Below are 18,676 nucleotides of genomic sequence, written 5' to 3'. Positions count from 1 at the left end.
TCAATATAGGAGATCAGTATGGGAAAGCTCAGTACACATGTGCTGGATATCACCGTTGGCAAACCCGGCGTGGGTGTGCAGGTGGAGTTATATGCAGTCAATGCAGGCGAGAAAACCCTGCTGAAGACCGAGACCACCAACCATGATGGCCGCTGCAACGCGCCCCTGCTAGAAGGTGACAGTCTCAAGGTTGGCCTGTATGAGCTGGTATTTGCAGCAGGTGATTATTTCGACAAGCAGGGCGTAGATCTGCCCAGCCCCAAATTCATAGACCGCGTGACCCTGGCTTTTGGGGTGGCCGATGCCAGCCAGAATTACCATGTGCCGCTGGTAGTATCGCCCTGGGCGTACTCGACTTACAGGGGTAGCTAAACCCCTGCATAACTCAGGATTATTTGGACATCAAAGACTTGGCTGCCTGGGCGATCTGCTCACGCAGCCATCTGTGTTCTGGTGAATGATGCACGCGCTCATGCCAGAGCTGGTAAAAGCGCAGTGGCGGGAATTTGATGGGAATGGAAAAAGACTTGAGTTGCAGGCTTTTCTCATAAAAGCTCAGGTATTGCTTGCCTGTCGTCAGCACCATGTCCGACTGTGTCAGCATATGCGGCATGAGGCCAAAGTAGGCCGACTCGACCACGACATTGCGGCGCAGGTGCTGGCGTTCCAGATGGGCGTCGATGACGCCGTGGTAACCGGACAGGAGTTGCGAAGGCGCGACATGGGGCAGGCTCAGGTAATCTTCCAGCGTCATCTCGTCAGTGCCGGTGCGCTTGGCATAGGGGCTGTCGGCACGCATGGCGCAGACGATGGGGTCTTCAAACAGTTTTGACAGATGCAGGTGCTGCGGCGGTTCATCCCAGTTGGCGATGACCAGATCGAGGTCACCGTCAGACAGGTGGCGTACATAATCGACTTCGGCCCCCAGGCCATGAATGACGATGCGGCTTTTGGGTGATTCACGGCGCAGGCGCTCTACCACGCTGGGCAGGAATTGCACATGCAGGGAATCTGGGGCGGCGATGTGGAAGGTCTTGCTCTCTTGCTGGGCGACGAAGGGGACTTTGCGTTCAAACAACAACTCAGTTTCATCAAGTATGCGCTTGGCAGGCTTGAGCAGGGTTTCACCATGAGGGGTAGGCACCATGCCGCGGCCACCGCGCACCAGCAATTGATCGCCAGTCAGCTCACGCAATTTGCGTAGCGAGGCAGAGATCGAAGGCTGCGGCTGGTTAAGCTTCAAAGCCACGCGGGAGACGTTTTTCTCACTGAGCAAAAGATACAAAATGCGTATCAGATGCAGGTCGAGATGATTGGGTAGTTGTGCCATGCTGATGCCTGTCTTCAAACGTATATCGAAATCTGTATTTTTAATATACTTCGTTTTCAATGAAGTTTGTAGGGAATAAGTTTATCGTTGGCAGACTTCACCAAGTTTTTTGCTATTAATGCTGGACTTTCATGATCCAACATTACCTGCCCTTGGTCTAACTGCGGTAATGGGAGACATTTGCAGCAGATAGATACAGTTTGTGGTTTTTTAGCACTGACATCGTGAATGATAGGAATGTATATTCCTCAATAACACCTGGTCGCAGCGGAGCTTCGGTTCGCGACCACTTTGGGGTATTTTTCTACCCCTCTCGTCTGAAGAGCCCGCGGAGGCAGACGAGCTTCTAACATGAGAGAAAACATGGAAGCTTTTTTACTTGCGTATGGCACTGAGTGGCTGAACCTGATCGTCCGCTGGCTGCACCTGATTACGGGCATCGCCTGGATAGGTGCATCCTTTTACTTCGTCTGGCTGGACAATAATATCCGCCCGCCCAAACCTGGTTCTGAACTGGCCAACAAGGGCGTCTCCGGTGAATTGTGGGCTGTGCATGGCGGCGGCTTTTATAACCCGCAAAAATACCTGATCGCCCCCAAAGAATTACCAGAAGAATTGCACTGGTTCAAATGGGAAGCCTATGCGACCTGGCTGTCTGGCTTTGCGATGTTGTTCATCGTCTATTACTTCAATGCTTCGGCGATGATGATAGACAAGTCAGTCGCTGATTTGACGAGCTGGCAAGCCATAGGCATAGGCCTGGGCACGCTGCTGGTGGGCTGGACTGTGTATGACTTGCTGTGCCGCTCACCGCTGGGCAAGCGTGAAGGCCTGCTGGGCATCACCATGTTTGTATTCATTGTGGCGGCGGCATTTGTGTTGTCGAAGTTCCTCAGTGGCCGCGCTGCCTACATCCACGTCGGCGCCATGATAGGCACGATGATGGTGGGTAATGTGTTGATGCTCATCATCCCCGGCCAGCGCAAATTGGTCGAAGCCATGCAACAGGGTAAATCGCCTGATCCTATTCACGGCCAGAAAGCCAAGCAGCGCAGCGTACACAATAATTATTTCACCCTGCCTGTGCTGTTCATCATGATCAGCAACCACTATGCAATGACCTATAACCATGAATACAACTGGCTGGTGCTGGCGACCATCATGGCGGCGGGTGTACTGATACGTCACTTCTTCAACCTGCGTCACAAGGGCATTACCAACTGGGCTTATCCTGCGGCTGGCGTGACATTGTTACTGGCCGTGGCGATTGCGATTGCCCCCAAGCCACCAGCCAAAGTGGCAGCGCCTGACCCGGCCTTGTCGGCAGCAGAAGCAGACAAGGCCCAGTTCACCAAAGTGCAGGGCATCATCAACCAGCGTTGCGTGTCCTGCCATGCGGCCACACCTAGCCAGCCTGGCTTTGCCACAGCACCTGCCGGTATCAAGCTCGATACACCAGAACTGATCAGACAGAATGCGGTAAAGGTCAATATGCAGGCAGTGCAACTCAAGGCCATGCCTATAGGGAATATGACGCAAATGACGGAAGAAGAACGTGCAGTCGTCGGCGCCTGGTTCCAGGCTGGTGCCAAGTAAGCCAATAAAAATTTAGAAAGTACAAGACATGAACAACTACGAACAACTCGACGCCTGGGTAGATGCGCACTTTGACGAGCAGGTCAAGTTCCTGCAAGAACTGATACGTGTTCCTACCGACACGCCACCCGGTAATAATACCCCGCATGCAGAACGTACTGCAGATCTCTTGCAAGACATGGGCATCAGCGCAGAAAAACATGTAGTGCCAGATAGCGAAGTCAAAGACGCTGGCCTGCAAAGCATCACGAATCTGCTGGTACGCCGCCAGTACGGCCCAGGCAAGACTGTGCTGCTGAATGCCCATGGCGATGTGGTGCCACCGGGTGAAGGCTGGACCAAGAACCCTTATGGTGGTGAAATAGAAAACGGTAATATCTATGGCCGTGCCACAGCTGTCAGCAAATGTGATTTTTCGACTTACACCTTTGCCTTGCGCGCCCTCGAAGCGGTTGCCAAACCAAAGGCGGGTACGCTGGAGTTGTTATTTACCTATGATGAAGAATTTGGTGGCGAAGTCGGCCCGGGCTGGATGCTCAAGCACAATCTGATCAAGCCTGACCTGATGATTGCAGCAGGTTTTTCTTACCAGGTCATCACGGCACACAATGGTTGCCTGCAAATGGAAGTGACCGTACATGGCAAGATGGCCCACGCAGCAATCCCTGACTCAGGTGTCGATGCCTTGCAGGCCGCTGTCAAGATTTTGAATGCCCTGTATGCGCAAAACACGCTGTATAAACAGGTCACCTCGAAAGTAGAAGGCATCACCCACCCTTACCTGAATGTGGGGACGATAGAGGGTGGCACCAATACCAATGTCATCCCTGGCCGCGTGACCTTCAAACTCGACCGCCGCATGATACCGGAAGAAAATCCGGCAGAAGTCGAAGCGACTTTGCGTAAAGTCATCAGCGATACTGCGGCTGAACTGCCCGGCATCAGCGTTGACGTAAAACGCATACTGCTGGCGAATTCCATGCGCCCATTGCCGGGTAATACACCGCTGGTCGAAGCGATACAAAAACATGGTAGTGCAGTATTTGGTGAAGCCATTCCTGCACTGGGTACGCCTTTGTATACCGATGTGCGTTTGTTCTCGGAAGTGGGCGTACCAGGGGTTATCTATGGTGCGGGGCCGCGTACTGTGCTGGAGTCACATGCCAAGCGGGCAGATGAGCGTTTGAATCTGGAAGATTTGAGGCGTGCAACAAAAGTGATTGCGCGTAGTCTGGCGGATTTGCTGGTGTGACGCAGGGTGGCGTTCATCGCATGCCAGTTAAACCACGGTATGCGATGAACGCCACTAGACTCCAGCCTGCGCTGGAGCGACGAATTTGAGATTGCAGCTTATCTTTATCAAGTACCAAAGTGCCTGATTGATTCACTCACTTCACGCATTCTCAATAATGCGGTGGTCTCTCATCCACCACCGCAGTACGCTGGCTGGCAGCCACTGCCACTTCCCGTAAACGTGCGGCCATCGCTGCGCACAGCGCTTCAAGTTCATCGATTTTCTTTTGCTGGCGGTATACCTGGGTGTTCAGAGTATCGACCAGATCATCCTGACGGGTCAGGCGTATTTCCAGGTCTATGAGTCTTTCTTCTGTTGTCATGATGCGGCTTTCTTTGAAATCAGGGCTACAGTATGCCATACCAGTCTGGTATTCCAGGGGACTGGTATGTCTGCCCCAGAAGCGGTAAGCACAAGTGGTATGTTCCAAATCGGGATGGAATAAAAACCTGTTGACCTGTTTTTCCTCTGCTTGCATGCTATGCGCATGAAAATCGCCAAACTCCCATCACGTCTCTTACTGTCATGCCTGTCCGGCATACTGGTCTTATGTTCCACGCCTGCCGTTCAGGCAAAGGATGCAGGCAAGCCAGTGGTCATGGCATATTACGCACTGGGCAAAGATGATATCAATCATTATGACGAGGGCAAAACCGCATTCCCTGTTGCTGCGATCACGCCAGAAAAAGCACGCATGCTCACGCATTTGAATTTCTCGTTCCTGACGCTTAGCGAAGATGGCAAATGTGCGCTGGAAGAAGGAATCAACCTGCAGGCAGCGGGCAAGATATTTCGCGAATTGCAAGGCCTCAAAAAATATAATCCTAATTTGCGCTTGCAGTTTTCCATAGGTGGCTGGGCTTATACCAATGATGACAGTCCCACGGTAGCGCGTTACCGCCAGGCCGCTGCGACAGTTGAAGGCCGCAAGAAACTCGCGCAATCCTGCGTGGCTTTCATGCGTGAATATGGCTTCGATGGCCTGGACCTCGACTGGGAATATCCACGTGCAGAAGACGCGCAGAATTTTGTCGCCCTGCTCAAGGAAATGCGCCTGCAACTGAAGCGCGCCAAACAGAGTAATCAACTTTCTATTGCCGTGGCCGGTGGTGCTTTCAGTATGGCGCGCACTTATCTGCAACTGCCACAGATTGCAGCACAGGTTGATTATGTCAATCTCATGAGTTATGACTTCAATGGTGCCTGGGAAAAGCAGACCAATCACAATGCCCACCTGTTTGGCGACGCACCTGAGCATATGTATGACAACCCCTTGCGCAAGCTGGCATTCAAACCAGCGTTATCGCTGACAGAACTGGAAAGACGCTTCCCTGCAACTATGGCATTGACGGTGGATGCGACGGTGCAGCAATACCTGCGTGCCGGCGTACCTGCCAGCAAACTTGTGCTGGGCCTGCCATTTTATGGCCGCGCCTACTTTGCGGTAGAAGCCGGGGAAAACCATGGCCTGTATCAAAGCCATCAGACACTGGCAGGCGATGTCTATACAGGCGACCCGGCGCTACTCACAGGCTGCGATGCCTGTACGGCCCGCAAGGACCCACGCACGCCTGGCTATGCTGAAATCAAAAAACTGCTGGCTGCCAATCTCGGTTACAAATCCTATTTCAGTAAAGAGACCAAGGTGCCGTGGATTTATAACGCGGACAAGAAAATCTTTATCAGCTATGACGATGAACAATCATTCGCTTATAAAGTCGCCTACCTGAAGAAATACAAGCTGGCTGGAGCCATGTTCTGGCACCTGGGGCAGGATGACGAAGAAGGCAGTCTCTTGCGCAGCTTATACAGGAACCTGCATGAAAAGACAGCAGAAGTTGATCTGGCGGGTGGGGTGCATTACCAGCCCCAATAATGAGAGTTTATTACAGATTCTCTACCCAGATTTTTTCTCCTGGATGATGATCTGCAATCGTTTCCAGCGCGCTTGAAAAGTCTACATCAGCAGGGCTTGCCAATGGATAGACGAAGCGGGAAATATTCATGCCTGACATATCATCGTATTCTGCTTCTGTCAGGACATTACTGCCACACCAGACAGATACCGAAGATGCGTTATTTAACGCGATCAATTCATCAAGACCCTGACGTGTAAATGCAAGAAAGACCATCACAATATGCCGTTGACAATAAGAGTGAGCACATATTAATCCAGCTATGTGCAAATTTGCAAAAATCAGGCATCAAGGCAAAAGCGAACGTGATGCAGGTTCCAGCATGATGATCTCAGGCCAGCCTTGTAATGACTTATACAAGTCAGCAAATGCCTTATCGCGCCATAGCGCATCCCCCGCCAGCCTTGCCATATAGGCTTCATAGGCTGCACGGTCAGGGTAGGAAGCAAACCAGACAAACACATTCACATTCTCACGCACGGGCAGGCGCTCAAAGGTATTGTGGCTTTTTTCTGTGACAAAACGTCCCATGATATGTGCCCCATGGAGCTCAAACATGGGCATCAAGCGCTCATTGAATTTGTTGATGAAGTCTGACGTCACTTCCTGCGCGAAATGGTAAACCGTTGCTACGACGAAGCCGCTACGTGGAGCAGTACTATCCGGCGCAGGCCTGGTACACGAACACAGCCTGAAACCACTGCCAGCGGAGGCAGGGCGCAGCAACAGCACATCGTCGTTATCGTACAAGGTCGCATTGGCTTCATTGCGGTAAGCCTGCCAGGTCTTGCCTGAATAAAAATCCGTCAACGCCTGCTTGCGTGCGTCCATATTGGGAAAGCCACGCAACCAGGTATAACGATAGGGATCGTTAATATCGCGGAACTGACCGAGCACACATATGCCGGCTTCTTCCTGGCTTTCTATGAAGTGCTTCTCAAACAGTGAGATCAGTGCATCCCGTTTGCCTGGGTAAGTCACATACTGGCGCAATTCCACGATATTGCAGCACTCAGCGGCCATAATGGACTTGTCCAGACTTGTAGTATCTGATGAGGTAAGCATTGCTGTTCTCCATGACTACGAATGTGTGTAAATACGATGGAGTCAGCATATCTTGCAATTAGGACGATACCAGTCCTAATAAGGCAAGAAAATCAATCTGCAACGCAATACAGACATGATTGCTTCCATTTTGCATAAGTCAGGACAGAAATCAGTTTTTGCAGGAATTGCCTTTCACCTGCTTGCAAGTCGAGTAGCAGCAAAGGCAACAGAGAGCTGAAAGCCTGTTCTATTTCATCTTCAGAAAATGCCTGGTCTTCGAAGAGATTGGAAATGCGGTGTAAAAAAGAAATATCTACCCTTTTCAATAAACGGGCAATCTGCGGCAATTCATCAAACTCGATCCCACCTACGATATCCGGTGCGTCTTTTACTTTGCTGCTTTTGCCAACTACGAGGTCATAAGCCATTGCTGAGCCTTTTATATTTTTGCACCAGGTTCAGAATCAGGCTTCAAAAAAAGTCTTTTGCTGAAACCTGATACCAGCCAGTATCTGCATGACCCGCTCATCAGACAAATGACCTATGAACTCGCCGAGCTGATTTTTAGGGATGGAAGATATCTGCGATACCACGACCACACTTTGTTTATCCAGACCAGCTTCGCCCAATTCCAGTATGACATTACCCGGTTCGGTCACGCGCTTCAGATTGCTGGTCAGGGCGCATATGACAGTGGTGGTGATGCGCGACTGATTGAAGACATCATCCTGTACGATCACATGCGGATGCGCCAGGCCAGCGACGGTACTGCGTTCTTCATCAGGGCTGGCCCAGTAAATGTCACCGCGTTTGATCTTGCTTGTCATGGACTGGTCTGCGCCGCAACGAGCGGCTTGATGAAATTATCTACAGCGGTGGTATACGCACTATCCAGTCCGAGATTCTTATTGATGTCAGCATGACTCAGGCTTTGCGGCAGCAACATGGCCTGCATACCCAGTGACCTGGCCTTGTCGATGAACACACCCGCCTGGGCGCAGGGTTTGTCTGGTCTGAGGCTGGAGCACACGGCCACGAACGGGGCTGCGGATTGTTTCAATTGCAGGGTGGGTGAGCTGGCCTGCCAGTAAGCGGGATCAGAGCCAAAGGCTTCATCATAAAAGCGGTAATGCTTTTGTCCCATGATCTTGTCGATGTCGTAGGCAGCACTGTCCAGCGCAATAGTCGCCAGCCAGGCAGAGGCACCTGCCCGGGCGGCGATGGACGGGTTGCTGGCCAGCAGGGCAACCAGGTGCGCCCCGGCGGAATGGCCCATGATGATGAAGCGCTTGCCAGATCCACCCCATTCTGCCGCCTTGTTTTGCGCTGTTGCCAGGGCTTTGGCGACATCGTCAGCCTGTTCCAGCGGTTTAATGTCGGGCAACATGCGGTAATTGATGGAGACGAATATATAGCCCTGGGGCAGCCAGTGTGCTGCCTTGTTCTCGACCACGCCACGCGCGGTTTTGCTGCCTATCTTCCAGGCACCGCCATGTACCATGAAAATGACAGGCATGGATTTCAGATTAGTTGCATTCGCTGGCAGATAAACATCCATGGTCTGGCGCTTGTCACTGCCATAGGCGATATCACGCAGGACTTTGGTGCCGGCTGGCAGGCCTTGCGGTGCCAGGTCTGTGGTTTCTGCCTCAGTCATCTCATTTTTTTCAGCCACCTGCTCTGCCCGCTGCTCTTTTCTTTCCTGCCGTCTTTCCATGATTTTGTCGCGCAGGGTGCCAGCGGTGGCAGCAGTCGAAGCAATCAGGGGCAAGGCGAGCAGGAAGCCCAGGCAAACGGCTGTCGCTCGCAAGGCGTAGCGGGGCAGGGTGGTCATATCGGCAGGCTTGGGCATCATGAAACTCCGTATCATCAGGTCAGTACCAGTTTAAGCCCCTATCTTAGAAAATCCGGCGCTTGTTGCACTAGTCTATTTATGCAACAACTTGTAAAGCAAAGTAACATTATCGGGGCAAGTACGTGTTGCAGGCGTGCATGCAAGACCGGGTTTATGCGAATATAGCAGGCAACCACTACAGGAGTGCTTCAGACATGATGGCGACTGTCTTGCTGTCCCCCTTCGTTTTAGTTTGCCACTGCCAGCAGGAGGCAGGGTGTTAGGCTTGCTGCGCAGTTTATGGCGGCGGCTGGGCATAGGTTCTGCTGCTGATGCAGAAGCACTGCAGGCAGCCACTGTCTTCAGCGCACCTGAAGATATTGTCGCCGAAGAAGGGGCCTGGCAAGCTGGCTTTGATGTCGATTCACGGTTTTACCCGTGGCTGCTCGGTGCTTATGGCAAGCAGGTACAGCATGGCGCAGATAAGCCACTGCTGATTGCACTGGAACGCCTGGTCAGGGCAGACTTTAGCGATGCCCGCCATATCCCGCGCGTGCCCAGCGTGCTGCCGCAGTTGTTGAAGAGCCTGCGCAATGAAAATGTCTCTGGTGATGAACTGGCCAGCCATATCGGCAGGGATGTGAGCCTGGTCGCCGAGATCATCTCTGAAGTGAACAGCTCTTATTACAGCCCGGCAGACAAGATCAGCAGCCTCGATAATGCGATACGCCTGCTCGGCATCAATGGACTGCGCCTACTGGTGGCGCGCACGGCTTTCAGGCCGCTGATACAACTGCAGTCTGGCCGTATCACTTGCGTGGTTGCACCGCTGATCTGGGAACAGTCAGAAAAATGTGCGCAGGCTTGCCGCCTGCTGGCGCAGGAGCGCGGGCTTGATGGCTTTCATGCCTACCTGACCGGTCTGGTGCAAAACATCGGCCTGATCATTGCGTTTCGCAGCCTTGATCAGATCATGGTGGCACCGGTCATGCCGCTAGCGACAGAATTTCGCCTGCGCTTTTTACACATGGCACATATCCTGTCTTACCGAATTGCCAAAGAATGGGATTTTCCTGATGCTGTCATGCAAGCTCTGAAAGACCAGGTCAGCCATGATGGCCCATTACAGGATCTGGGCCTGGTGTTGAAGCAAGCGGGCGACATCAGCAAAATCAGATTGCTGGTGAATGCCGCTGTCATCAGTGACGACGATGAAGACCTGCGTCTGGCTGCAGACGCAGAAATGCAGCGCTGTTTTACGGCGCTGCACGTACAGGAAAAGGATGAGGCCTAGTATTTATTTCCCTGGCCCATTTTCAAAACAAAAACTTCCTGAAGATCGGTACTGCAGTCGAAAATCTTTGTTTTAAAAACGGGCTGTCGTCAATAAAAAACCGCTTGCAGACTCTGGCATCCCGCGCGTTTCTGGCGATTGTTATCGCGCAAAAAACACATGCTGATCAGCCCTGAATATTTTTGCGAGCGGCTTTTTGTGCCACTTGCTGACGCTGGAATTTTTCAGCTTCATCCATCGCCAGTTTTTCTTCATTAGTCATTCTTTTAGCGCTGATCAACACAGTTTGCATTGCGTTTTGTGTGGCGTCATACGCCATTTTTTGCTCTTCAGTCATACGTTTTGCAGAGATCGTTACGCTGGCAACATTCATGCTTGCTTCTGCTTTACCTTGAGTAAAAGCAGCAGTGATTGCCAGTGCGCCTGTCAGCAATGCTGCAGAAAGAATCAGGCCAGATTTGAATGTGCTGTTGATGGTGTTTTTCATTTCGTTTTCCTCTTTGTGGTTGGTTGATGTGTGTACTTTAGAGCTTGCGTTGTCAATCCGCGAGGGGCATGCGACGAAATGCAGGAAACGGAGATTGAAGTGTCAAAAACACCTCTTCAACGTTTTTTTCGTCGGAGAATTTGATGTCGAAAACGGCGTGTAAGAGGGCTGACTGGATGACTTAGATAGCCTGGACAAGTGCTGGCACTATCCTGCACGACATGCGAAAGCGAAGAGACAAGGATGGAAAAAGCTCAGACTGCAAATCTATAGTTAGAGGCGATACAGACGAATATGCGCTTTGCCGTGAGCTAAGGATCTTATATTACATCCATGTGAATTGGAAATATTACTTAACAATGACATTCATATTTCATATAACAGACATCTGATCATGTGATTGGATTAACAAGTTTCCAGCCAGTATCATGAACTTGTTTTTAATCATCCAAGGAAATAAACATGATCACCGCTATCGTTTTTGCTCAAATACTGGCAACTATCGTGATGTTGACTGCTGCCCTGACTGACTGAGTCTGATGCTGTCATCAGTAGTAATTAGTAATTGCACACAAGTAGTATCTATACAGGCTGAATTTACAGACCGAATTTATAGCTGAATCAGGTCTGAGGCATACAGTGCCAGATAAGTAAGTTTCTTCACCAGCATATGCGCGACCGTCTGGCGTCGCGCAGCAATGGGCAGTAATCATGGCAGGATGTCTGCCGTTGAGGCGTACAATAGCTACTTTTAGCTGCTCCCGCCTTTTCGCACCATGACCATCCTGCTGACCACCCTGAACGCCCGCTATACCCATGCTTCACTGGGCTTGCGTTATTTGCTTGCGAATATGGGCGAGCTGCAGCCAGTCACGCGGATACAGGAATTTGTCACCGGTGGGCGCAGTACCGATATTGTCGAAAGAATTTTGGCATTGCGCCAGCCCGGTGAAAAATTCATCGTCGGCTTTGGTGTGTATATCTGGAATGTCGTTGAAATCACGCAAATTGTCGCTGTTCTGAAACGCGTCGCACCTGATGTCGTCGTGATACTCGGCGGCCCCGAGGTATCGCACGAAACTGGCGACCAGGAAATCATACGCCTGGCTGACTATGTGATTACCGGGTGGGGCGATGTCAGCTTCCCTGCGCTGTGCCAACAAATCCTGCACGGTCCGCAACCACTGATGAAAGTGCATGCGGGCCTGCAACCAGCTATGGCCGACATACAATTGCCTTACCATCTGTATAGCGATCAGGACATCCGTCACCGCACCCTGTATGTGGAGGCTTCACGCGGTTGCCCTTTCAAATGCGAATTCTGCCTGTCGGCACTCGACAAGACAGCCTGGCCGTTTGATATAGACCAGTTCCTGCAAGAGATGGAAGTGCTGTATCAGCGTGGTGCACGCCTGTTCAAATTTGTCGATCGTACGTTCAACCTGAATATCAAAACCAGCTTGAAGATCATGCAGTTCTTTCTCGATAAACTCGAAGCAGCACCGCATGACCCGGTATTCGCCCATTTTGAAGTGGTGCCAGATCATTTGCCGGATGCCCTGAAAGAAGGCATACAAAAATTCCCTGAAGGCAGTCTGCAATTTGAGATAGGCATACAAAGTTTTAATACCGACGTGCAGGCCCTCATCAGCCGCAAACAAAATAATGAAAAAGCCGCCGAGAACATACGCTGGCTGTGTGAGCATTCACACGCACATTTGCATGTGGATTTGATCGCTGGCCTGCCGGGTGAAACCATGCAGAGTTTTGCCGCTGGCTTTAACAAGCTGGTGGCCCTGGGGCCACATGAGATACAGTTCGGCATCTTGAAACGCCTGCGCGGCACACCGATTATCCGCCACACAGAAGCCTACCAACTGGCGTTTGATCCGCAACCGCCTTACACCATCCTGGCCAACAAGGACATTGCCTTTGGCGACATGCAAAGGCTGATACGCTTTGCCCGCTACTGGGACATGATCGCCAACTCAGGACGTTTTTCATACAGCCTGCCATTGATACTGGCAGACACGCCCTTTGAAAACTTCATGGCCTTATCAGACTGGTTGTTCGTCAATACCGATGCAACACACCGCATTGCTCTCGACAAACTGGCCGCACTCGTCAACAACTGGTTGCTGGAGGTACATGGCGTAAGCAGTGAAGCAGTGCAGGCAGCGGCATCCCAGGACTACGCCGGTCTAGCCATACACAGGCAAGGCAACAAAGCTGATCCATCAGCACCGCAAAGACAGACCAGGAAAGAGGCTGCCAGGGAAGTCGTGGCGAGGGCTTTGCCGCAAAGACAGGCGCGACATCTGGCAGCTTGAGATATGCGAAGTTCCGATCTCAATCATTTGGCCTGGGTCGGGAGCTTACTGGGAACTCAATCACACCTTGCACCGGATTAGAGAAGTCTTCATTGAGCGTGATAAATTGGATTGCACTCCAAAACCCGACATCTCCAGTATTTCAGTCTGACGTCATGCTTCATCAGAGCCAGGCACGCACTGTGCTGCCGCCAAAGACAGCATGCTGGCGAAGCAAGGGAGTAAAAAGGCTGTAAAGCATTTTTGGGTCAGGTGCACTGACTTCATCAAGCGCTTTTCTATGTTCCGGTGACAAGACGACTTCCAAGGCTGCTGCGTTAGCAGATACCTGCTCTACGCGGCTTACTCCCATTAAAGTTGATGTCACGCTACGCTGGCCCGTTATCCAGGATAAGGCGATTTGCGTGGAACTCAATCCGGTTTCGGTGGCAAGCCTCTTCAACGTGTTCACAATTTCCCAATTTTTATCGGTGAAGAGGGTATCACCGAAAGGGTTGGTACCATCCAGCCGCTTGTCCCCCTCTGCTCTCTGCTCACCTTCTTTAGCTGCCTCTCGTGGCAATCCTCCGGCTCTGGGTGCAGAAGCTTCAACGACAGTACGGTCGTATTTCCCGGTCAGCAGACCAAATGCAAGCGGACTCCATGGCACTATACCCATGCCAAATTCCGCAGCCATCGGCATATACTCATCTTCGATGTCACGGTTAGCAAGCGAATAAAAGTATTGCAGCGCAATCGGACCAGGCACACCCCGCACTTGTGCCAGCGTCGCCAGTTTGGCGATATACCAGGCTGGCGTGTTAGACAAGCCCCAATATCGAATTTTGCCTGAACGGACAAGTGCAGCCATAGTCTCAAGCAACTCTTCTGCCGGTGTGACAGAATCCCAAACGTGTATCCAATACATATCGATATAATCAGTGCGCAAGCGCCGCAACGATCCCTCAAGGGCAGTGTGTATGTGCTTTGCCCCATTGCCTCCAGCATGGGGCCCATGCCCATCTGCAAAACCTGACTTGGTCGCAAGCACAACACGGTCTCGTAGTGATTGCTCTTGAATAAACCTGCCGAGCATCTCTTCACTACGGCCACTTGAATAGACATCTGCAGTATCAATGAAGTTACCCCCGGCTTCTACATAAGCATTGAATACGGCACGAGATGCCTCTTCACCGGAACCCCAGCGTGCAGTGCCAAAAGTCATGCTCCCCAGGCAAAATGGGCTGACGACAAGGCCAGAACGCCCAAGAGTGCGGTAGTCTGTGAGTGGCATAACTTTACTTTCCGAGTGATTGATAGGAAAATCATAGCCCGGATTTCTCAAGAATGCAATTAATTTACTAGTGATCGCTACAAATATATGAAAATGACTTCCCGCAAGAAAGGCCGGCCATTATCATTTGACCGGGACATAGCATTGCAAAAAGCCATGATGCTGTTCTGGCAGCACGGTTACGAAGCGACCTCATTGAACGACTTGACCACAGCCTTGGAGGTAACTCCGTCAAGCATCTACTCTGCATTCGGCGACAAGAAGGGATTATTCTTAAATGCCGTCGCCCTTTACTTATCAGGGCCAGTGACGTCCGGGACAATTATCAATGAAGCTGCCACAGGACGTGAGGCCGCACTGGGTTTACTGAACGCAGCAGCAATCGGATTCACTGGCAAGGACACCCCCGCTGGCTGCCTGTTGGCAAGTTCGGCGATCAGTTGCTCGGTTGCCGCCGATGACGTCAAAGTGGAGTTGGCAAAAATCCGGCATGGAATAGAAACACAACTCCGGGAGAAGATTACGGGTTCCATAAAAAGCAAGCAAATGCCTGCTGAAACAGATGCCGACGGACTGGCGGCACTCACCATGTCCATTATTCAAGGCATGTCAACACTGGCAAGAGATGGTGCAACGCGCGACAAATTACTTAAGGTAGTTGAGACTGCAATGAAAATTTGGCCGTGATACAGATTCCAGCATCTGTATGCTGATGTTGACCGAGTTAAATATAGCTGGCAGATTACGGCAGATACTTTCAAACATTGAAACTTGCACATTCATTTCCTCAATTTGATAGGCGGGCGCTTGCATGCACTCATTTATCGCTGATCAGTATGCGGCTGATCTCGCCAGATTTCCTGCCTGCCAGTATCGCTGCATTGAGCTTACGTATCCATTTTTCATACTGCACACCAGCCGCAGCGAAATGTAATTCATCGACCAGCATGGGCTTGGGCAAGACCTTGAAGCCGTGCTCCAGGGTCTTGTCACCGCTGCTGGATTCTTTGCGCAGTATGCGTATCAATAATTGTTCGACTTCATCTGCCTGGGCACGACGGTCACCAAAGATCATCACATCCATTCTTTTATTGATGAGTTTTTTGAGGCGCGCACCGTGTGAACCTACGTCTTCTTCAACCTGGAACAAGACATTGCGCTGGCTATCAAACTCATCACCGTAGCTGGTGCCGCGTATGACACCGACGGTCTTGCCTTTCAGGTCCAGCATGCTGTTATAGCTAAAGCTGGAATCACTGCGCGTGACCAGCCAGACATAGTTTGCATAAATGACTTCGGAAAATTGGTAGGTCTGCAGGCGTTCACGGTTTTTTGAAAGACCAAAGATAATGCCTTCGCCGTTTTTTGCATTCACCAGCAGGCGCGTCCACGGATAACGGCGAATTTCAAATTTGATTTGCAGATGGTGCTCAAAATAATTCAGCAACTGCCGGATTTCATCGCGTATCGGAACGATGTCACCAGCTTCATTACGCAACTCACGTATCAGCAAGACCAGTTTGTCCTGCTTTGCTGCTTCTGTCGCTGAGCCAGGAGTGACAATCAACAAAACAGAAGACAAGAACAGCAAACGCACACCCAGACGCACAGGCTGCCAGAGCCCGCACATATACTTGCCCGCTACTACTTTTGCCAGGATGGACATGTGGTGACTGATGCAGGTTTAGTCCGGCATCAGGCGAATTTTTCCAGCAAGGACGCCAGGCGCCGGGTACTGGCGACGGCTTCTTCCGTCGTCTCGGCCTTTTCTGCATGGGTGACAACGGCACTGGTCAGCAAGGTCACAAAAGAACGGTCGAGCGCCTTGCGGGCGGCGGACATCTGTTGCGCTACTGCCTCGCAATCAGCGGGTACGGCTGCTTTGGCGATGAGTTTTTGCACGCCGCGCAATTGCCCTTCCACTCTGGCCAGACGATGCAGCAGGTCTTTTTTCTGCTGATCGTTCAAAGCCGTGCCTTGCACTATCTTCAGTGGGGGAGTATCTGCCATGAAAATGCTCCTTCGCGATGTTGATGAAGTCTCTGCGTATCCTTCTTATACTACTACCGAGTATGCTACACCAGTCAGGCTATCAGCGGGAAACGGATATGCACACGCAGGCCCGGTGTTTCAGATGTGGCTAGTGTATTCAGGCTGGCATTGTCGAGGCTGATCTCGCCGCCATGCAGCTTGACAATGTCATGCACTATGCACAGCCCCAGGCCGGTGCCGCCGGGATTGGCAACCGAGCTGGCAGAGGCGCGGTAAAAGGGTTCGAATACTTTTTCACGCTCGGCCTCTGTGATGCCCGGCCCGGTATCCTGGATATCGATATGCGCCTGGCCATCCTGCTGGTATACATGCAGCACGATGCGGCCACCTTCTGGCGTATAGCGTATGGCATTGTCGAGCAGGTTGCTGAGCATTTCATGCAGCAACAGCGTATTGCCACGGTAAGGCACAGCCTGATCAGCCTCCAGCGCCAGATCCAGTTGCTTGCGCACGGCAGGCATAGCCAGTTCCAGGCAGACATCTTGCGCGAGCTGGTTGAGCAAGATGTCATCCAGCTCTGCCGCTGCCGCACCATGGCCAGTACGCGCCAGTGTCAGCAGGCGGTTTGCCAGATGGACGGTGGCATCGGTAGTCTGGGCAATGCTGGCGACGATCTGGCGCATGGCGGCTACATCGTTTTCACGCAGCGCCAGCTCGGCCTGGGTTTTCAATACCGTCAGTGGTGTGCGCAGTTGGTGTGAAGCATCGGCGATGAAGCGTTTTTGCCCGTTGATCAGGGTCTGCAGCCTTTCCATATAGGCATTCATGGCATTCACCAGCGGACGTATTTCCTTGTGCACGACATTCGGGTCAAAGCCTGATAAATCAGTCGGCTCACGCGCCTCCACGTCGGCACGCAATTGCATGATGGGGGCCAGGACAAAGCGCAAAGCCACCCAGACCATGAGTGCCACCGCCAGCACCAGCGCAGCCTGGCGCAGCAGGGTATCGATGAGGATTTTACGTGACAGGCCGCGCCGTGCGTCCAGGGTTTCACCGACTTCGATGAGGGCAATACCGCGCATCTGGTCGTCATACACAGGCTGATGCAGGGCGGCGATGCGCACAGGCTGGTCCTGATAATCCGCATGGAAGAAATGCACGAGGGCAGGGTAGATCTCTGAACGCGGCACATTTTTGGGCAAATCCGGCAAGTCTTCATAACCAGAAACAAACTCGCCATTGACGCCGGTGACCTTGTAATACAAACGCCCCAGGGTATCGGTTTCAAAACTGTCTAAGGCCACATAGGGTACGTTCGCCACCACCTTGCCATCGACAATCTGCACCCTCTCTGCCAGTGCCCTGGCCGACGACAGCAAGGAGCGGTCGTAAGCCAGATCAGCTGCATCAAGGGCATTGCGGTAAACCGAAAATGCATTTAGCGCTACCAGCAAGACCAGGGGTATCAAGAGCCAGCGCAAGAACTGGCCGCGCAAACTCCCCAGTCGGTAAGGCCGCTCCATCAGCGTGCTTCCAGCAGATAACCTATGCCACGCAGGGTAACGATGACAACTTTGCCTGTGCTGACGGTATCCAGTTTCTTGCGCAGGCGGTGGATATAAATTTCTATGGCATCGAGATTGGCGTCATCATCAAGGGCAAACACTTCATCGAACAGCTTGTCCTTGGATACAGCCTGACCAGGGCGGCTGATCAGGGTTTCCAGCACCGCATATTCTCGCGGCGTCAGTGACAAGGGCTGGCCTTCATAATGAAACTGCCGCGTGACGGTGTCAAAACTCAGGGCACCACAAGTCAGGGTCACGGCCTCATTACCCTGGGCGCGGCGCAACAGGGCTTTGACGCGCGCTTCGAGTTCAGCCAGCTCAAATGGCTTGGGCAGATAATCATCCGCACCCGAATTCAAACCCTGCACCCTGTCATTGAGGCCGCCACGGGCTGTCAAAATCAGCACTGGCGTCTTGCTGCCACGCGCACGCATGCGCTTCAACACCTCCATGCCATCCATTTTTGGCAAGCTCAGATCCAAAATGACCAGCGCATATTCCTGGGTATGCAGGAGCGCATCGGCATCTGCCCCGTTCATGGCGGTTTCCACGGTCAGGTGGGCGTCCCTCAGCGCCTTGGCCAGCCAGTGGGACAACTCGATATGGTCTTCAACTAATAGTATGCGCATACACAGCCTGTTTGCTCCGGATACACGCTAGGCTACCAGCCTGACTCAAAGGCGTCACTATCTGTGTGACTATTTATGACAAG

At 52.0% G+C, this 18,676-nt stretch carries 20 protein-coding genes; 7 read left to right on the top strand and 13 right to left on the bottom strand.

Annotation, left to right across the window (positions count from 1 at the left end; all coding sequences use genetic code 11):
• The first annotated feature begins 18 nt into the window (after window positions 1–18).
• Complete coding sequence (gene uraH, locus ACO0LN_RS04680; RefSeq protein WP_422971442.1) at window positions 19–372, top strand: hydroxyisourate hydrolase; 354 nt, start codon at window positions 19–21, stop codon at window positions 370–372.
• 19 nt (window positions 373–391) lie between these two features.
• Here uraH and ACO0LN_RS04675 read toward each other — a convergent pair whose 3' ends face one another.
• On the bottom strand, window positions 392–1,330 hold the full coding sequence (locus ACO0LN_RS04675) for a LysR family transcriptional regulator (RefSeq protein ID WP_422971440.1): 939 nt from the start codon (window positions 1,328–1,330) through the stop codon (window positions 392–394).
• A 363-nt stretch (window positions 1,331–1,693) separates the two neighbouring features.
• Between ACO0LN_RS04675 and ACO0LN_RS04670 the strand changes: the two genes are divergently transcribed.
• Window positions 1,694–2,926 (top strand): urate hydroxylase PuuD, encoded by a 1,233-nt coding sequence (locus ACO0LN_RS04670; protein WP_422971438.1) that lies wholly within the window; start codon window positions 1,694–1,696, stop codon window positions 2,924–2,926.
• Between the two features lie 28 nt (window positions 2,927–2,954).
• Entirely contained in the window at window positions 2,955–4,178 is a 1,224-nt protein-coding gene (locus ACO0LN_RS04665; RefSeq protein WP_422971436.1) for a M20 family metallopeptidase, read from the top strand.
• A 151-nt stretch (window positions 4,179–4,329) separates the two neighbouring features.
• On the opposite strand, the gene ACO0LN_RS04660 is transcribed toward ACO0LN_RS04665, so the two are convergent.
• Window positions 4,330–4,698, bottom strand: coding sequence for a SlyX family protein (locus ACO0LN_RS04660; RefSeq protein WP_422971434.1), 369 nt, complete (start codon window positions 4,696–4,698; stop codon window positions 4,330–4,332).
• Window positions 4,699–4,707: 9 nt separating this feature from the next.
• Between ACO0LN_RS04660 and ACO0LN_RS04655 the strand changes: the two genes are divergently transcribed.
• Window positions 4,708–6,096 carry a glycoside hydrolase family 18 protein gene (locus tag ACO0LN_RS04655; RefSeq protein ID WP_422971432.1) on the top strand — a complete coding sequence of 463 codons (1,389 nt, stop codon included), beginning with the start codon at window positions 4,708–4,710 and terminating at the stop codon, window positions 6,094–6,096.
• Between the two features lie 10 nt (window positions 6,097–6,106).
• Here ACO0LN_RS04655 and ACO0LN_RS04650 read toward each other — a convergent pair whose 3' ends face one another.
• The 5 genes from ACO0LN_RS04650 to ACO0LN_RS04630 all read right to left on the bottom strand — a co-directional run bounded on the left by ACO0LN_RS04650 (window position 6,107) and on the right by ACO0LN_RS04630 (window position 9,035).
• Window positions 6,107–6,352 (bottom strand): hypothetical protein, encoded by a 246-nt coding sequence (locus tag ACO0LN_RS04650; RefSeq protein WP_422971430.1) that lies wholly within the window; start codon window positions 6,350–6,352, stop codon window positions 6,107–6,109.
• A gap of 72 nt (window positions 6,353–6,424) precedes the next feature.
• Window positions 6,425–7,201 carry an NIPSNAP family protein gene (locus ACO0LN_RS04645; RefSeq protein ID WP_422971428.1) on the bottom strand — a complete coding sequence of 259 codons (777 nt, stop codon included), beginning with the start codon at window positions 7,199–7,201 and terminating at the stop codon, window positions 6,425–6,427.
• Window positions 7,202–7,293: 92 nt separating this feature from the next.
• The gene (locus ACO0LN_RS04640; protein ID WP_422971426.1) at window positions 7,294–7,611 is read right to left on the bottom strand and encodes a hypothetical protein; all 318 of its coding nucleotides are present in this window, start codon (window positions 7,609–7,611) and stop codon (window positions 7,294–7,296) included.
• Between the two features lie 36 nt (window positions 7,612–7,647).
• On the bottom strand, window positions 7,648–8,010 hold the full coding sequence (locus ACO0LN_RS04635; protein WP_422971424.1) for a type II toxin-antitoxin system PemK/MazF family toxin: 363 nt from the start codon (window positions 8,008–8,010) through the stop codon (window positions 7,648–7,650).
• Window positions 8,007–9,035, bottom strand: a complete 1,029-nt coding sequence (locus ACO0LN_RS04630; protein ID WP_422971423.1) for an alpha/beta hydrolase — start codon at window positions 9,033–9,035, stop codon at window positions 8,007–8,009. The genes ACO0LN_RS04635 and ACO0LN_RS04630 overlap by 4 nt, the downstream gene beginning before the upstream one ends.
• A gap of 259 nt (window positions 9,036–9,294) precedes the next feature.
• On the opposite strand from ACO0LN_RS04630, the gene ACO0LN_RS04625 reads away from it, so the two are divergent.
• Window positions 9,295–10,311 carry an HDOD domain-containing protein gene (locus ACO0LN_RS04625; protein ID WP_422971421.1) on the top strand — a complete coding sequence of 339 codons (1,017 nt, stop codon included), beginning with the start codon at window positions 9,295–9,297 and terminating at the stop codon, window positions 10,309–10,311.
• 166 nt (window positions 10,312–10,477) lie between these two features.
• Here ACO0LN_RS04625 and ACO0LN_RS04620 read toward each other — a convergent pair whose 3' ends face one another.
• On the bottom strand, window positions 10,478–10,798 hold the full coding sequence (locus ACO0LN_RS04620) for a hypothetical protein (RefSeq protein ID WP_422971419.1): 321 nt from the start codon (window positions 10,796–10,798) through the stop codon (window positions 10,478–10,480).
• Window positions 10,799–11,574: 776 nt separating this feature from the next.
• Here ACO0LN_RS04620 and ACO0LN_RS04615 point away from each other — a divergent pair.
• On the top strand, window positions 11,575–13,128 hold the full coding sequence (locus ACO0LN_RS04615; protein ID WP_422971417.1) for a DUF4080 domain-containing protein: 1,554 nt from the start codon (window positions 11,575–11,577) through the stop codon (window positions 13,126–13,128).
• Window positions 13,129–13,291: 163 nt separating this feature from the next.
• Here ACO0LN_RS04615 and ACO0LN_RS04610 read toward each other — a convergent pair whose 3' ends face one another.
• Window positions 13,292–14,401 carry an aldo/keto reductase gene (locus ACO0LN_RS04610; RefSeq protein WP_422971415.1) on the bottom strand — a complete coding sequence of 370 codons (1,110 nt, stop codon included), beginning with the start codon at window positions 14,399–14,401 and terminating at the stop codon, window positions 13,292–13,294.
• Window positions 14,402–14,488: 87 nt separating this feature from the next.
• Here ACO0LN_RS04610 and ACO0LN_RS04605 point away from each other — a divergent pair, with 87 nt between their 5' ends.
• Window positions 14,489–15,088, top strand: a complete 600-nt coding sequence (locus ACO0LN_RS04605; protein ID WP_422971413.1) for a TetR/AcrR family transcriptional regulator — start codon at window positions 14,489–14,491, stop codon at window positions 15,086–15,088.
• A 130-nt stretch (window positions 15,089–15,218) separates the two neighbouring features.
• On the opposite strand, the gene ACO0LN_RS04600 is transcribed toward ACO0LN_RS04605, so the two are convergent.
• From ACO0LN_RS04600 to ACO0LN_RS04585, 4 genes are all read right to left on the bottom strand, one after another.
• The gene (locus ACO0LN_RS04600; RefSeq protein WP_422971411.1) at window positions 15,219–16,067 is read right to left on the bottom strand and encodes a substrate-binding periplasmic protein; all 849 of its coding nucleotides are present in this window, start codon (window positions 16,065–16,067) and stop codon (window positions 15,219–15,221) included.
• A 29-nt stretch (window positions 16,068–16,096) separates the two neighbouring features.
• Window positions 16,097–16,411 carry a metal-sensitive transcriptional regulator gene (locus ACO0LN_RS04595; protein ID WP_162044126.1) on the bottom strand — a complete coding sequence of 105 codons (315 nt, stop codon included), beginning with the start codon at window positions 16,409–16,411 and terminating at the stop codon, window positions 16,097–16,099.
• 74 nt (window positions 16,412–16,485) lie between these two features.
• Complete coding sequence (locus ACO0LN_RS04590; RefSeq protein WP_422971409.1) at window positions 16,486–17,919, bottom strand: sensor histidine kinase; 1,434 nt, start codon at window positions 17,917–17,919, stop codon at window positions 16,486–16,488.
• The gene (locus tag ACO0LN_RS04585) at window positions 17,919–18,593 is read right to left on the bottom strand and encodes a response regulator (RefSeq protein WP_422953873.1); all 675 of its coding nucleotides are present in this window, start codon (window positions 18,591–18,593) and stop codon (window positions 17,919–17,921) included. Before ACO0LN_RS04585 ends, ACO0LN_RS04590 begins: the two co-directional genes overlap by 1 nt.
• Between the last annotated feature and the right edge of the window lie 83 nt (window positions 18,594–18,676).

Source organism: Undibacterium sp. TC9W, assembly GCF_049339865.1.
GTDB lineage: Bacteria > Pseudomonadota > Gammaproteobacteria > Burkholderiales > Burkholderiaceae_D > Undibacterium.
This window is presented reverse-complemented; position numbering and strand designations above follow the sequence as displayed.